General features: G+C 65.9%; 14 protein-coding genes. 13 read left to right on the top strand and 1 reads right to left on the bottom strand.

From position 1 onward, the window contains the following. Window positions 1–75: 75 nt before the first annotated feature. The 3 genes from QUG03_RS19255 (at window position 76) to QUG03_RS19245 (ending at window position 4,148) form a co-directional block, all read left to right on the top strand. The gene (locus QUG03_RS19255; RefSeq protein WP_500820698.1) at window positions 76–1,053 is read left to right on the top strand and encodes a LysR substrate-binding domain-containing protein; all 978 of its coding nucleotides are present in this window, start codon (window positions 76–78) and stop codon (window positions 1,051–1,053) included. A 267-nt stretch (window positions 1,054–1,320) separates the two neighbouring features. After that, the gene (locus QUG03_RS19250; RefSeq protein ID WP_500820697.1) at window positions 1,321–2,784 is read left to right on the top strand and encodes a 2-hydroxymuconic semialdehyde dehydrogenase; all 1,464 of its coding nucleotides are present in this window, start codon (window positions 1,321–1,323) and stop codon (window positions 2,782–2,784) included. A gap of 20 nt (window positions 2,785–2,804) precedes the next feature. Further along, window positions 2,805–4,148, top strand: coding sequence for an MFS transporter (locus QUG03_RS19245; RefSeq protein ID WP_500820696.1), 1,344 nt, complete (start codon window positions 2,805–2,807; stop codon window positions 4,146–4,148). 7 nt (window positions 4,149–4,155) lie between these two features. On the opposite strand, the gene QUG03_RS19240 is transcribed toward QUG03_RS19245, so the two are convergent. Further along, complete coding sequence (locus QUG03_RS19240; RefSeq protein WP_500820695.1) at window positions 4,156–4,728, bottom strand: hypothetical protein; 573 nt, start codon at window positions 4,726–4,728, stop codon at window positions 4,156–4,158. Between the two features lie 406 nt (window positions 4,729–5,134). Here QUG03_RS19240 and wecB point away from each other — a divergent pair, with 406 nt between their 5' ends. The 10 genes from wecB (at window position 5,135) to QUG03_RS19190 (ending at window position 15,033) form a co-directional block, all read left to right on the top strand. Next, complete coding sequence (gene wecB / locus QUG03_RS19235; RefSeq protein WP_500820694.1) at window positions 5,135–6,304, top strand: non-hydrolyzing UDP-N-acetylglucosamine 2-epimerase; 1,170 nt, start codon at window positions 5,135–5,137, stop codon at window positions 6,302–6,304. A 2-nt stretch (window positions 6,305–6,306) separates the two neighbouring features. Next, window positions 6,307–7,905: a glycosyltransferase family 2 protein gene (locus QUG03_RS19230; RefSeq protein ID WP_500820693.1), complete on the top strand. Its 1,599-nt coding sequence runs from the start codon at window positions 6,307–6,309 to the stop codon at window positions 7,903–7,905. Continuing rightward, complete coding sequence (locus tag QUG03_RS19225; RefSeq protein ID WP_500820692.1) at window positions 7,902–8,912, top strand: hypothetical protein; 1,011 nt, start codon at window positions 7,902–7,904, stop codon at window positions 8,910–8,912. Before QUG03_RS19230 ends, QUG03_RS19225 begins: the two co-directional genes overlap by 4 nt. Next, the gene (locus tag QUG03_RS19220; RefSeq protein WP_500820691.1) at window positions 8,909–9,877 is read left to right on the top strand and encodes a hypothetical protein; all 969 of its coding nucleotides are present in this window, start codon (window positions 8,909–8,911) and stop codon (window positions 9,875–9,877) included. Before QUG03_RS19225 ends, QUG03_RS19220 begins: the two co-directional genes overlap by 4 nt. Further along, window positions 9,874–11,751 carry a polysaccharide deacetylase family protein gene (locus QUG03_RS19215; RefSeq protein ID WP_500820690.1) on the top strand — a complete coding sequence of 626 codons (1,878 nt, stop codon included), beginning with the start codon at window positions 9,874–9,876 and terminating at the stop codon, window positions 11,749–11,751. Before QUG03_RS19220 ends, QUG03_RS19215 begins: the two co-directional genes overlap by 4 nt. Further along, window positions 11,741–12,604 (top strand): YaiO family outer membrane beta-barrel protein, encoded by an 864-nt coding sequence (locus QUG03_RS19210; RefSeq protein WP_500820688.1) that lies wholly within the window; start codon window positions 11,741–11,743, stop codon window positions 12,602–12,604. The genes QUG03_RS19215 and QUG03_RS19210 overlap by 11 nt, the downstream gene beginning before the upstream one ends. Next, window positions 12,601–13,386, top strand: a complete 786-nt coding sequence (locus QUG03_RS19205; protein WP_107798918.1) for a hypothetical protein — start codon at window positions 12,601–12,603, stop codon at window positions 13,384–13,386. The genes QUG03_RS19210 and QUG03_RS19205 overlap by 4 nt, the downstream gene beginning before the upstream one ends. Window positions 13,387–13,629: 243 nt before the next feature. Then, window positions 13,630–13,905 carry a recombinase RecA gene (locus QUG03_RS19200; RefSeq protein WP_500820687.1) on the top strand — a complete coding sequence of 92 codons (276 nt, stop codon included), beginning with the start codon at window positions 13,630–13,632 and terminating at the stop codon, window positions 13,903–13,905. Between the two features lie 166 nt (window positions 13,906–14,071). Next, window positions 14,072–14,641 (top strand): aminodeoxychorismate/anthranilate synthase component II, encoded by a 570-nt coding sequence (locus QUG03_RS19195; RefSeq protein WP_500820685.1) that lies wholly within the window; start codon window positions 14,072–14,074, stop codon window positions 14,639–14,641. After that, on the top strand, window positions 14,641–15,033 hold the full coding sequence (locus tag QUG03_RS19190; protein ID WP_227103268.1) for a lysozyme inhibitor LprI family protein: 393 nt from the start codon (window positions 14,641–14,643) through the stop codon (window positions 15,031–15,033). Before QUG03_RS19195 ends, QUG03_RS19190 begins: the two co-directional genes overlap by 1 nt. The last annotated feature ends 52 nt before the right edge of the window (window positions 15,034–15,085 follow it).

Raw genomic sequence — 15,085 nt, 5'->3', positions numbered from 1 at the left:
TATCCGGGCTTCTGCTATTCCCTAAAGTTATGCCATAGTCTTCTGCCGCGCCGTCCCAACCGCACAGGAGCGCCGATGGACCCTCTCACGCCCTTTTCCGTTCACGATATGGTGTTGAACCGGCTCAAGCTGCGGCCGCTCTTGGTGTTCGACCGGGTGCTGCGCTGCCAGTCCATCGCCCGCGCCGCGCGCGAGCTGCACCTGACCCAGCCGGCGGTGACCAAGGCGATACGCGAGCTGGAGCAGCAGCTGGACACCGCGCTCTTCCTGCGCGGCAACCGCGGCGTGACACCCACCGAATACGGGCTGCTGCTGGGCGAGCGCGTCAAGGCGGTGATCGCCGAGTTGCGCTATCTGACCGACGAGATCAACGCCTTCAAGGGCGGCATTTGCGGCCATGTCATCATCGGCACCCAGATCTCCGCCAGCGCCAGCCTGCTGCCGCAGGCCATCCTGCGGCTGAAGGCCCACGCGCCCAAGCTGCTGGTCACCGTGCGCGAGGGACCGCAGGATTATCTGTTCCCGGCGCTGGCCGCCGGCGAACTGGACCTGGTGGTGGGCCGCCTGCCGGACCCGGAAGCGCCGCTCACCCGTAAGCTGCCCTTGCGCCACCAGCCGCTCTATCTGAACCGGCTGTGCATCGTGGCCGGCGGCCACCATCCGCTGCTGGCCGCGCCGCCGTCCAGCCTCGCCGAACTGCGCGACTGGCCGTGGATTCTGCCGCCGCCGGATTCGCCGGCCCGCCTGGTGGCCGAGCAGTTCTTCCACGACGCCGGCCTCCCGCTGCCGGACAATCTGCTGGAATCGCTGTCCTTGCTGACCAATGTCAATCTGCTGGTGGATTCGGACTGCCTGGGCCTGATGCCGCGGCTGGCGGCGCGCCGCTTCGCCGCCGCCAAGCTGCTGGCGGTGCTGCCGCTGGACGAGGTGGGGCCGCCCACCGCCGTCGGCTACTCGGTGCGCGCCGACAAGCCGCTGACGCCGGCGGCCCGGCAGATGATAGACAGCCTGAAACTGGCCGCCGCCGCGCTGGACGCGGCGGATCAGGTATAAACGCGCGGAATAGCAAGACTCGATTTATTCATTTTCGCGCCCAAGGCCGCCTTTCCTACACTCGCCAATATTGCGTCGCCCCTTAAGAACGTGTTTACGATCTCGCGAGCTAAGGCGAGACAAGGCGAAAACGGTTGAGACAGCGGAGTGTACAGACGGTGCATGAGCATTTCGAAACCATTTTCAACGCCGTATCGCCGACGCGCAGCAGATCGTAAACAGGTTCTAAGACCGCGGCGTCCACCCCCGTTGACGAGGATAGAAACCATGAGCCGCCCCGCCCTGCTGCCGCTGTACATCAATGGCCGATTCGAAGAGGAAGGCCAGCGCTTCGACAATATCAGCCCGGTGGACGGCCGGCTGTTGAACCAGGCGGTAGAAGCCGACGCCGCCCAGGTGGCCCGCGCCGTCCAGGCCGCCAGCAACGCGCTGCAAGGGCCCTGGGGCCGCTATAGCGCGCCGGAGCGCGCCGCGCTGCTGCACAAGGTGGCCGACGGCATCCAGGCGCGTTTCGACGACTTCGTCGCCGCCGAGGTGGCCGACACCGGCCGGCCGCTGCACCTGGCGCGCACGCTGGACCTGCCGCGCGCCATCGCCAATTTCCGGACCTTCGCCGATCTCGCCGTCGCCCAGGTGGGCGACTGCTGCGAAACGCCGCAGGCCGACGGCGGCCTGCTGTTCAACTACACCGTGCGCAAGCCGCTGGGCGTGGTGGCGGTGATCGCGCCGTGGAACCTGCCGCTATTGCTGCTGACCTGGAAGCTGGGCCCCGCGCTGGCGATGGGCAATACCGTGGTGTGCAAGCCCTCCGAGGAAACCCCGTCGTCGGCCGCCCTGCTGGCCGAGGTGATGGACGCGGCCGGCGTTCCCGCCGGCGTGTTCAATCTGGTGCACGGCTTCGGCCCCGGCTCGGCCGGGGAACACCTGACCCGCGCGCCGCAAATCAGCGCCGTGTCCTTCACCGGCGAATCGCGCACCGGCAGCGCCATCATGAAGGCGGTGGCCGACGGCGTGAAGGACATCTCCTTCGAGCTGGGCGGCAAGAACGCCGCCGTGGTGTTCGCCGACGCCGACTTCGACGCGGCGGTGGCCGGGGTGGCCAGATCGTCCTTCTTCAATACCGGGCAGGTCTGCCTGTGCACCGAGCGGGTCTATGTGGAGCGCCCTATCTTCGATCGCTTCGTCGCCGCGCTGAAAACCCGCGCCGAGGGCCTGAAACTGGGCTATCCGGACGAGGACGGCGTGGACCTGGGCCCGCTGGTGTCGCGCCAGCACCGCGAGAAGGTGCTGTCTTATTTCGCGCTGGCGCGCGAGGAAGGCGCGGTGGTGGTCTCCGGCGGCGAAACGCCGCAGTTCGGCGACGCGCGCGATCAAGGCGCTTATGTGCGCCCGACGATCTGGACCGGCCTGCCTGACCACGCCCGCTGCGTGCGCGAGGAAATCTTCGGCCCGGTCTGCCACATCGCGCCCTTCGACGACGATGAGGAGATCCTGCGCCGCGTCAACGACAGTCCCTACGGCCTGGCCTGCGCCTTGTGGACCCAGCGGCTGGACCGCGCCCACAGGCTGGCGCGGCGCGTCCAGGTCGGCATCGTCTGGGTCAACGCCTGGTACGCGCGCGATCTGCGCACCCCCTTCGGCGGCAGCAAGCTGTCCGGCCTCGGCCGCGAAGGCGGCCGCCATTCGCTGGATTTCTACTCCGACATCAGCAATGTCTGCGTCAAGCTGTGACGCGCCGGGAGAACGCCGCCATGTCCGCCGCCCTGGATGTTGACCGCTTCATCGACCAAAGCCGCCTGGGACCCTTTCACGCCGTCTTGCTGACGCTGTGCTTTCTGGTCATGTTCGCCGACGGCTACGACCTGGCGGCCCTGTCCTACATCGCGCCCGCGCTGATGGAGCAATGGGGGCTGAGCAAGCCGCAGCTGGGCCAGGCGCTCAGCGCCGCCCTGTTCGGCCTGGCCGGCGGCGCCTTGCTGGGCGGGCCGCTGGCCGACCGCCTGGGCCGCAAGCCCGCGGTGATCGCGTCGACGCTGCTGTTCGGCTTCGGCAGCCTGCTGACCGCGGCGGCGGACTCGCTGAACGCGCTCACCGTCTACCGCCTGTTCACCGGCGTCGGCCTGGGCGCGGCGCTGCCCAACACCATCACCCTGCTGTCCGAATACAGCCCGGCGCGACGCCGGGCGCTGCTGGTCAGCGCCATGCTGTGCGGCTTTCCGCTGGGCGCCGGCGCCGGAGGCCTGTGCGCCGGCTGGCTGATTCCCTCTTACGGCTGGCGCGCGCCGCTGTGGCTGGGCGGCGTGTTCCCGCTGCTGCTGGCGCTGGCGCTATACCGCTGGCTGCCGGAGTCGGTGCGCTATCTGGCGGCGCGCCGGTGCTCAGTCAACGAGATTAAAACGCGGCTGCGCCGCCTCGCCGCCACGCCGGAACTGGAGCAAGCCGTCGCTTTCCGCCTGGGCGACGACGGCGACGCGCCGCGCGCCGGCCTGCGCGCGGTGCTGAGCCGGCCCTTGACGGCCGGCACCTTGCTGCTCTGGCTCAGCTGCTTCATGAGCATGTTGATCTATTACCTGGTGGTGAACTGGATGCCGCTGCTGTTGAAGGAAGCCGGCCTCTCGCTGAGCCGCTTCGCCTGGATCAGCGCGCTGTTTCCGCTGGGCGGCGGCGTCGGCTCCATTCTGCTGGGCTGGTGGATGGGCCGCGCCGAGCCGCACCGCCTGCTGGCGGCCAACTTCGCCGTCGCCGGCCTGCTGGCCTGGGCGATAGGCGCCGCCGTCGCCCAGGGCGAGCAAGGCGGACAGCTGGGCTTGCTGGTGTTCTGCATGGGCTTCGCCTCCGGCGGCGGGCAATCGGCGCTGGCCTCGCTGTCCGCCGCCTTTTATCCAACCCGCTGCCGCGCCAGCGGAGTGGGCGGCATGTACGGCGTCGGCCGCGGCGGCGCCATCTTCGGAGTCTTGGCCGGCGCCGAACTGATGCGTCAGCAGGTGCGCCCGGACTGGATTTTCAGCATGCTGCTGTTGCCGGCCGCGCTCATCGCCGTCGCCCTCTTGTTCAAACGGCGAAGCTACGCCCCAGGCCCGGCCCGCGAGACTTGAACGGGCCCTACTCGGCCGGCGCCGCGCCGCCGGCCTTCAAGTCCTCCTCGTTGAAACTCATTTCCATCATCTCCCCGGCGGCGTCCCGGCACCCCACCGCGAAATCGGGCCGTTCCGGGCTCTTGCTCCCCGGATGAATCCGGACGGAGACCACCTCCATGCAGTTCCGCGCCAGCGTCGCCCGGCGCCCCACCTCCGCCAGCTCCGGCGCCCAGCGGCAAAAAGCGCCGGCGGCGAAAGCCTCGCCGCCGCACAGCTCCTCCTTGGCCTGCTCCGCGCCCGGCAACACCACGCCGGCGATGTCCCTCAGTTCCGCCTCGTTCCTGGCCTCGGCCTGCCGCTGGCTGGGCCAGACCGTGTACGTCAAGCCCGCCGCGCCGGCCAGCAGGACGACGATCACCGCGCCCGCATGCGCCCATTTGAGCCGGGACGCCGGCTCCGGCTCGCGCCGCGGCAACGGCTGCGGATACATTTCCTGATAAGGCGCCTGACACAGCGGGCAGGCGTAAGCCGGCGCCCGCCTATCGCGCGGCGCGTCGCCGCGCCAGTACCCGCAATGAAGACATTGTTTCTTTTCCATGGGCACAACTCCCCAGATTGAAGCCGACCGCGCTCTCCGGCGCTTCGGACCCGCTTCTCAAACGTTATTAGCGCCCGCATGCATATGTCCTCGCATGCTAACAAAAAAATGCCATTGCAGTTTCACACCGTAATCCCGGCCCGGGCACTAGCGCTTCGGTCAGGTGCATTCCGGCGGAATCCTGCGATCGACGCCTGCGGATCCGCCCAATCCGCTACGGCCTCGGCCCGCTGGCGAACAGGCGACTGACTCGCTCAATATTAAACCACTTGATTTAAACAAATATTTAACTTTGTTTCTAGCGAGATCTGTGCTAGCTTAATTTAAACAAACAAAAACAGTAGTTTTAACAAAACAAACAAAGTCAGCCGTATCAAGGCCCTGGAATCGCTGCAATGGAGACAATATGTTTACTGTACTGACAATCTTTGGCACCCGTCCGGAGGCCATCAAGATGGTGCCCGTGATCCACGCGCTGCAAGACTGCCCGGGCGTGGCGTCAAAAGTGTGCGTGACCGGCCAGCACCGCGAGATGCTGGATCAGGTCTTGGATTTTTTCGAGATCAAGCCGGACTTCGACCTGAAGCTGATGCAACAGGCTCAGGGCTTGGCGTCTTTGACCGCCAGACTGGTGGAAACCGTCGACAAGGTGCTGGAGGAAGTCCAGCCCGACGTCGTGCTGGTGCACGGCGACACCGCCACCACGCTGGGCGCCAGCCTGGCGGCGTTTTACCGCAGGATTCCGATTGGACACGTGGAAGCGGGCTTGCGGACCGGGGACTTGTACTCCCCCTGGCCGGAGGAGATGAACCGCCGCGTCACCGATATTCTGGCGTCCTGGCATTTCGCCCCGACAGAGGAGTCTTGTCTCAATCTGCGCAATGAAAAGGTCGACCCCGAGCGGATCTTCATCACCGGCAACAGCGTCGTCGACACCCTGCTGCTGACGGTGAAGAAATTGGAGCAGCAGCCGGAGCTCAAGGCCGTCGTCGCCGCCGCCTTCTCCTATCTGCGGCCGGAGGCGAGAGTGGTGCTGGTCACCGGCCACCGCCGGGAGAAGTTCGGCGAGAAGTTCGAAAGCTTCTGCCGCGCGCTGGTCCAATTGGCGGAACGTTATCCGGACGTGGACATCGTCTACCCGGTGCATTTGAATCCCAATGTTCGCCAACCGGTGTACGCGCTGCTGTCCCGGGTGCGCAACATTCACCTGATCGAGCCGCTGCAATACCTGCCCTTCGTCTACCTGATGGCCCGTTGCCACCTGATCATCACCGACTCCGGCGGCATACAGGAAGAGGCGCCGGCGCTGGGCAAACCGGTTCTGGTCACCCGGGACACCACGGAAAGGCCTGAAGCGCTCGCGGCCGGCACCGCCAAGCTGGTGGGCACCGAAACGGATCTTATCGTCCGCCACGCCAGCGCCTTGCTGGACGACCAGGCCGCTTACCAGCGCATGTCTCAAGCCCACAACCCCTATGGCGACGGCAGCGCCGGCAGACGCATCGCCGCCATTCTCTCCGCCTTGCCGCGCCCGCGGCAGGCCGCCAGCGCTCTCGCCTCCGCGCCGGGGAGATAGGAATGGCACCGCGAGCCCTGCTCTGGCTGATCCTGCTGATTTTCTGTTCGCCGGTCTGGTCCGCCAAGGAGCCGGCCGCCGCCGGCCATCACGCTTCCCGGCGCGGCGCGGCCGCGTCGTCGGAAAGCCGGGCCGCCATGGAGGCGCTGCCCATGGACCCGGACGCGCTCCCCGCCGCCGTCCGTCCCTCCGTCAGCATCAAGGGGGCGTCGGACAACGTCGACCTGCGCCATACCCAGCAGCTGATCCTGGATCAGATCGAAGAAGCGCGCCGCCGCACGGTCAGCCAGGAGGACGACCCTCTGCTGCTGCGCGCCAGCGCCCAACCCTTCATCTGGCCCTTGCGCGCGCTGAACATGGTGCTGTACGGCGTGGTGCTCCTGATCATGGTGTACGCGGCGCGGCATATGGCCTTCACCTTGAACCGGCTGTTCGGCCATCAGCGTCATCCTTATCTGGACATTGAGACGGCGCATTGGCCCAAAGTCACGGTCTTCATCGCGGCGCACAACGAGGAGGCCGTGATCGCCGATGCGATGGAGGCCTTGCTCGAATCCGACTACCCGCCGGGGCAAATGATCATCATGCCGGTCAACGACCGCTCGACGGACGGCACCCGCGCCATCATAGACCGCATCGCGGCGCGCAGGCCGGACGTGATCAGGCCCTTCCACCGCAGCCAGGGCAAGCCCGGCAAGGCCGCGGCGCTGAAGGACGCGACGGCCTTGATCGACACCGAGCTGTTCATCGTCTTCGACGCCGATTACCTGCCAAGCCGCGGCTTGCTCAAGCAATTGATCGCGCCGTTTTTCGATCCCGAGGTCGGCGCGGTGATGGGCCGCGTGGTGCCCTTGAATCCGGGCGCCAATCTGCTGACCCGCATGCTGGACATGGAGCGCGCCGGCGGCTATCAGGTGGACCAGCAGGCCAGGATGAATATGAAACTGGTGCCGCAGTACGGCGGCACGGTCGGCGGCATCCGCGTCGCCGCGCTCAACAGCGTGGGCGGCTGGCACGACGACGTGCTGGCCGAAGACACCGATCTGACCTACCGGCTGCTGATCGGCGGCTGGCTCACGGTCTACACCAATCGCTCCGAGTGTTACGAGGAGGTGCCGGAAAGCTGGCCGGTGCGCATCCGGCAATTGATGCGCTGGACGCGCGGCCACAATCAGGCGCTGGCGCGGCACGTCGGCCGCCTGCTGAGCACCCGCGGGGTGCAAAAGCGGGAAAAACTGGACGGGCTCTTGCTGCTGGGCACTTACGCCATGTCCCCGCTCTTGCTGCTGGGCTGGGCCATTACCTTGCTGCTGTTCTTTTTCGACAGCATGTTGCCGTCTCCCGGCGTGCTGCTGATCCTGGCCCTGGTCTGCTACAGCGCGATGGGCAATTTCGCCGCCTTCTTCGAGATCGGCGTCGCCTGTTATCTGGACGGCAACGGCAAAAGGCTGCGCATTTTGCCTTTCGCCATTCTGGGTTTTCTCGTCAGCCTGGTCACCATTTCCCGCGCCACGCTGCAGCAGTCGCTGATCGAACCCTTCAAGAAAAACAGAACGCTGCATTGGGACAAAACCAAGCGTTATCGGAGGCAGCCGGGATGATGGCCTTGATCTATATCTTGGGCGTCGCGCCGCTGGTCGCCCTGCCGCTCTTGCCCGGCCTGCTGGAATTGCTGCGCAAGACCGACACCTCCGCGCTGGGCATCAACCGGCTGCATATCGGCACAGCCAACGTCTTCGCCCGCAACTATCGGCAGCGGCTGGACTCGCTGGACTCGGGCGAATGGCGGCAAGACTGGAACGCCCGCCTGGAAGCCCTCGGACAAACACCCCGCCCCGTCGTGGACGAAGAAGTCTTGGCCGCGGGCGCGTTGCGCATCCCCGCCCACTTCAGCTTTCTGAAGGAAATCCATTGCGATGACGACATCGCCACCGGCCCGGGCGCGATCCTGCGCAGCGTCCTGGCCGACGGTGAGCTGAGCCTGGGGCAAGGCAGCTCCATCCTGCGCTGGGCCGGCGCCCGGAACGTCCGCATCGAACCGGACAGCCAGCTGTTCGGACGGGCCGTGGCGGAGGAGACGCTGGACATTGCTGGCCCCATCCTGTTCCAACGCATCCAAGCCGCAAGCATACGCCTGGGAGACGCGCCGCCGCAGCAGGCCGCGGCCGGGCCGCTCAGGGAGGTGGACATCGGCGGCTTGCCCGCGACCCATCCCTTTAACGCGGAAATGCGCCGCGCGGTGGTGGACGGCGATTTCCAGTTGCCGGCAAACAGCTTGTTGCGCGGCCATCTGGTGGTGCGCGGCGGCTTGCGCATCGGCGCCGGCTGCCGGATAGAAGGCAGCGTCAAGGCCAGCGGGCCGGTGCGCCTGGCCCGCGGGGTGGTCGTGACCGGCGCCGTCGTATCCGACCACTCCATCATCTGCCGGGAACACTGCCAGCTGCTGGGCCCGGTCGTGGCGGACCGGCTCGTCGCCATCGGCGCTCATTCCGCGCTGGGCGCGCCGGACGCGCCCAACACCGTTTCTTCGCGCCGGGTCTTGCTGACGCCGCCTCTGCGCGCGCACGGCACCATCTGGGCCCGCGTCCGCGGCAAGGTGCGCGGATGATGAAGCGTCTCTATCTGCTGCTGGCCTTGTGCTGCGGGGCGGGACAGGCCGCAGCCGGCCTGCTCAGCTGGCCCGGCTATCAAGACGAGGACGGTGCCATCCTGCTGCAAGCGCATGGTCGCCATGTCGACCCTTATTTCGCGATGAAAGCCTTGCTGACGGCCGACGAACTGGGCCTGTCCATCGCCTCCGCCGCGGACGCCTGGACGGCGTGGCTGGCGCCCAGACAGGAAAGCAACGGCAGTTTTCCCCGTTTCGAACGCCAGGCCGACGGCGTTTGGCGTCGGGCGGCCGACGCCGACGCCGACGACTCCACGCTGGCCATGTGGATTTCCTTGCTGAACCGGCGCTACCGGCGACAAGAAATGCCGCCGGCCCTGCAGGCCTCGCTGGCGCGCGCCCGGCGCGCGTTGTGGCGGCTGAGGCAAGCGCGCAGCGGCGTTTACGACTACACAGCCGGCGCCAAGCTGGCTTACCTGATGGACAACGTCGAGGTCTACGCGGCGCTGCGCGACGACTGCGTCAACGCCGGCGCCAGCTGCCGGAGGATGCGCCAGCTGGCCGCGGCGCTGCCCAAGACCTTTTGGGAGGCGAAAACCCGGCGTTGGCGCGTCGCCAGCCGCGACATCCCTCCCATCGCCTTCTACCCGGAAGCCGCCGCGCAACTCTTCCCCGACATGGCGGATTTGCCGGCGATGCCCGGTCAAGCCTCCTTCGACGCCTGGCTGCGCGGCGAAGGCCGGCCCTGGCTTGTCCAGGACAAGGCTCATCTGGACTTTCCCTGGGGCGTGCTGGCCCTGGCCGCGCTGAGAGGCGGCCGCGAGGACGCGGCGCGCGCCTGGCTTCGTCAGGCGGCGCCGGCGCGCGGAACGCCGCGCTGGAACGTGCTGGAGGAAGCGGTTTTTCAAGGATTGACGCACCGCCTGGCGACAGCGGCGGAGCAAGAACAAAGGCAGGAAGAATGAACAAGATTCGATCATGTCCTCTTTGGGTGTTCATCATCCTATTGCTTGGACTATTACTGGCGGCAAGCGCGATCTGGCACAAGCTGAGCGCAAGCCGGACGCCGCCGCCCAGGGCCTTCATCGCCCTATTGCTGCCCGACAAGCCGGCCAGCAACAAATACGCGCTGGCCTGGCAGGACGCGGCCAACGAAGGCGGCGTGGCGATGATGCAGATCACCGCCAGCCAATTGGTGGACATGGAGCCGGAACAACGCGCCCGCATCCGCGGCATCATCTTGCCGGACACCATTCACCGCCATGTCGACGCGGCGCTGGCCGGGGTGCTGGAGGAATACGTGCAGGCGGGCGGCGCCTTATGGATCAATTACGACGCCGCCAGCGAAAACGCCGGCGGCCGTTTTCTGGACAAGCCGACGCTCGCTCGCATGGTGGGCGTGGATTATCTGCTGTACCGGGAACTGGGCAAGCAGATGGTGCGCAGGGACCTGATGCTGATGTCGCCGTCCGCGGTGGCCGAACTCGGCATCACCCCCGGCCGCTTCCAGCCCTATGCCGGCGGCAAGCCCTCCTTGCTGCAGGCCTCGACCTACGGCTACGACCAGGCCGCCTTCAGTTATCTGGCGACCCGCGGTTCTTTCCAGGGACGGGTGCTGGCCGAAGGCCCGGACGGCACCTTGATTGCCGGCCTGCGGGATTACGGCCGCGGCAAAGTCTTGTTCGTCAACCTGCCGGTCACTTTTCTCAAGATACGCACCGACGGCCTGTGGCTGCAGTCCTATCTGAACTTTTTCAATACGCGGGTGCTGCATCTGCCTCAGCTCGCCTCGGTGCCGGACGGCGTCGGCGGCCTGGTGATGAACTGGCACGTGGACGACGCCAACGCCATCCCCTATCTGGACCTGCTGAAAAAACTGGGCTTTCTCGAGCAAGGCCCCTATTCCGTCCATTTCACCACCGGTCCGGACACCAATCAGCCCGGCGACCGCCGGGGCATGGACCTTGCCCATAACGCGCAAGCCCAGGACTGGGTTCGCCGCTTGCGGGCGCTGGGTTACGACATCGGCGCGCACGGCGGCTGGATGCACAACTACTTCGCCTTCAACATCAACGAGCACAACGGCAAGCAGTGGGCGTCCTATCTCGCCAACAACAAGCAAGACCTGGAAAACCTCACCCAGCAAGCGCTCACCGAGTATTCGGCGCCCAACGGCCACCATCCGGACTGGGTGACCGCCTGGCTGCGCCAACACGGGGTGCTGGCTTATTACTATGTGGGCGATCTGTCCATGGGCCCCACCCGGACCTATATCGACCCCGCCGACATGCATGGCCGGCCCTGGGCCTTCCCGGTATCGGCCAACGGCGGCATCGCCTCCTTCGAAGAAGCGGTACGCAATAAGCTGCCCAGCGAGCAAATGACGCTTTGGCTGCAGGACATGACCCGCTTCGCCGTGCAACAGCGAGTGGCGCGCCTGGTCTATTTCCACCCGCCGGGCGTCTACTTCTATCAGCAGACGGTCAAGCAATGGCTGGCTCAAACCCGGGCGCTGCGCGACCAGGGCGTCTTTCACTGGTACACGATGACCCAGCTGTCCCGCTTCCTGTCCCAGCGCGAACTGACTCAATGGCAAGTCGCGCCGGCGGAAGGCCGGGACGCGTCCTGGGTCAGCGTGAGCGCGCACAACCCAGGCAGCCTGGCGCGGCAAAGCTGGCTGCTGCCCAAAAGCTCGGCAAGACCGGTGCTGCGCTCCGGCAAAGCGGAGATAGAAGCGCTGCCGGACGCCTGGCGCGTCAGCGCCCAATCGGGGCAGGACCTGCGCTTTGACTATCTGCAAACAACGAGCGACACGACGGAGACCCGCCATGCTCAGTAAACCACTCGCCCACCTCTGCCTATTGGCCTGCTGCCTTGCCGGCCAAGCCCGCGCCGACGAGGCCGCCGCCCCGGAGGCGGCCGAAGCCTCGCCGACCGCCGCCGATGTCGAGACGGAAGCATCAACGCCGGAGCCGTACTCCTGGGCGCGCAGCATCGAAGTCGGCGGACAGCATTCCAGCCTCACCGCAAACAATCCCGCCTGGAACGGCGTCTATCTGTCCGGGGTATGGCAAACCGACGCCGGCAACGTCTTCGACTGGATCGCGGAGCAGGACAGCCGTTTCGGCGAACACGGCATCGCCTTGAACGCGGGCTGGAACCACGACATCAACCCGGACTGGTACAGCCGGCTGGAATTGGGGCGCAGCAGCAGCGGCACCTTCTGGCCCGGCACCCATTACGGCGCCGCCCTCAACCGCAAATGGCTGCCCGGCCGCAATCTGGTCAGCTCCTTCGGCCTGGCCTACAACGACAACCGCCAAGGCTATAGCGACCGCATTCTGACCCTGGGCATGGCTTATTACTTCGACTCGCCCTGGGTGGTGGAAGGCGGCGTGCACCGCACGCTGAGCAATCCCGGCAGCGTGAGTTCGATGCAGGCTTACGGCGCGGTGACCTATGGACGCGACCGCTGGCGCCTGATCACCCTGGCCGTCAACGCCGGCGGCGAGGGCTATATGCCCATCGGCGTCGACCAGCCCAAGCAAAGCTTCGACAGCCAGCTCTATCAACTGAGCTGGAGGGAATGGATAGGCCGGCATTGGGGCATCCATGTCGGGGTCGAGCGCTACCACAGCCCTTATTACGACCGCTCCGGCATCACCACCGCCGTGTTCTGGAACCTGCCATGAGCCTTCAAGAACGTCTGCAACACTTCAAGGCGGTCCGCCACACCGGTCACGGCGGCGAGCGCATCTCCCTGCACCGGGCCATGCGCACCGAGCCGTTCCGGCGTCTGCGCTGGCTGGAAATCCTCGGCTTGCCGCTGCTGTTCAATCTCTTGCTGCTCGCCTTCCTGCCGCAGACGCTCGCCTTTTGGCAGGCGGTTACGGAGTGGAGCATCGCGGCGACCGGCGTGCCCGCCCAGCTCTCCCGCCTGGAGATACTGGACGGGCGGATACCGGGTTTATGGCTGCCGTGGCTGGATCTGCCGGCCTCGGTGCCCTCGTTCTGGCAATGGTGGAGCAATGGGCTTGCCGGCTTGCTGCTGCTGTTGCTGTCGTTCTTGATCAGCCCGGAAAACATGCCGCTGCGCTATCTGTTGCGCTTATTCGTCATCATCCAGGCTTGCGCCTGCGTGTACTTCGCCTTCTTGCCGGCGGCCTTCAGCCACTCGCTTCCCGAATATCACAGCTCCTGCCTGACCTTTGTGCTGACCTTGCTGTTCTTGATGCCCTGGGTGCACGCGCTGACCTTTCACGTGCTGGAAAAGCCGCTCTGGCACAAGCTTGCCCTGAGCGGTGCGTCCCTCGCCTACCTGTTGCTGGAAGCGCCGCTGCATTATTTCGCCGCCGCCTTGGTGCTGCATTACGGCTCGCTGCTGTTCATGCCCCTGCTCTTCATACTGGGCAGCCTGATGATGGAAGTCATGATGATGATTGCGCTGTACGCCTGGGCGATGAGTTGGGAATAAGAACCTGTTTACGATCCGCTGCGCGTCGTAAAACGTGACACGGCGAGTACCGCTTCGAAATGCTCATCTACCCCTTGTACATTTCGCTTTCTCAGCCGTTTTCGCCTTGTCTCGCTCTAGCTCGCGAGATCGTAAACACGTTCTAAGAGCGGCCTCGGCGCGAAACATCTCCGCCGCCTCTCATTCAAACCGCGCTGCGCGTGTATCCTGTGAGGCGGACCGCAATCAAGACCGGGAGGCCGCATGGGTTTCAGCGCAAATGAAAAAGACAAGATGGTGGCTTTGAAAGGCGTGGGCGCCACCGTGGTTTCAAGGCTGGAGCAAATCGGCTTTTCTTCCTTGCCGCAACTGGCGGACCAGGACCCGGCCTTGCTGACCCGCCAGATCGCCGACATGATGGGCTCCAGCTGCTGGCACAACAGCCCGCAGGCCAGGGCCGCGATCCAGGCCGTCGTCGATCTGGCGCGGGCGGAGCGCGGCCAGGCCGCGGCGGCGGACCTTGACCCGATCGCCGAATAGGCAGGCCGCCAAGCTAGCTGCGCACTTTTGCCCGATCCGGTATATTGATTCTCATGCTCCAACCGCCTCCCCGTTCGGCACGCGCTCAAACGCGCGGACGCCGCCGGAGGCATCAAATAGCTGGCAAACCCTTTAAGGCCAGTGAAATCAAAGGTTTAAGCCAAACATGCTATTGATGATCGACAACTACGACTCCTTCACCTACAACCTGGTCCAGTACTTCGGCGAACTGGGCCAGGAGGTCAAGGTGTTCCGCAACGACGAAATCGACTTGCAGCAAATCGAAGCGCTGCAGCCCAAATACCTGGTGATCTCCCCCGGCCCCTGCACGCCCAACGAAGCCGGCGTATCGGTGTCGGCCATCCGGCACTTCGCCGGCAAACTGCCCATCATGGGCGTGTGCCTGGGCCATCAGGGCATAGGCCAGGCTTTCGGCGGCCGCATCGTCCACGCCAAACAACTGATGCACGGCAAGGTGTCGCCGGTCAAACACCGCGATGTCGGCATGTTCCGCGGCCTGCCCAATCCCGTGACCTGCACCCGCTATCACTCGCTGGTGATCGAGCGCGAGACGCTGCCGGACTGCCTGGACGTCACCGCCTGGACCGACGACGGCGAAATCATGGGCGTGCGCCACAAGACGCTGCCGATCGAAGGCGTGCAGTTCCACCCGGAATCCATCCTCACCGATCACGGCCACACGATGCTGGACAACTTCCTGAAAGAGTTCGCCTGATGAAGAGGATGTTGATGCTGGCCGCCCTGGCGCTGCCGGCCGTCTGCGGCGCCGGCGCGCTGGACGACTGCATGCGGGCCGAGGCGCAAAGCCCGGCCGTGTCCGTCTGTCTGCAACAGCGCTTGAGCAAGGCCGAGGCCGAGCTGAGCCGCGGCGAGAACCAGGCCGCCGCGGCGATGCGCGAACTGGACCAGATCACCGGCAACCGCTACCGTGCCCGGCTGGCGCTCAGCCAATCCGGCCGCGCCTTCAAGACCTATCTGGACAAGCAGTGCCGCTGGGTGGCCAGCAGCTACGCCAGCGGCAACGGCGCGGATCAGGCGCGGACCGCCTGCCGCGTCGATCTGATCGAGCAGCGCCTCTCCCAACTGGCGGCGCACGCCGGCAATTGAATCACCGGACGGCGAGCCTTCGCGCGACGCCGCCCACGCAAGCAAAAGGACT

Source organism: Chromobacterium sp. CCUG 30098, from assembly GCF_059916605.1.
This window is presented reverse-complemented; position numbering and strand designations above follow the sequence as displayed.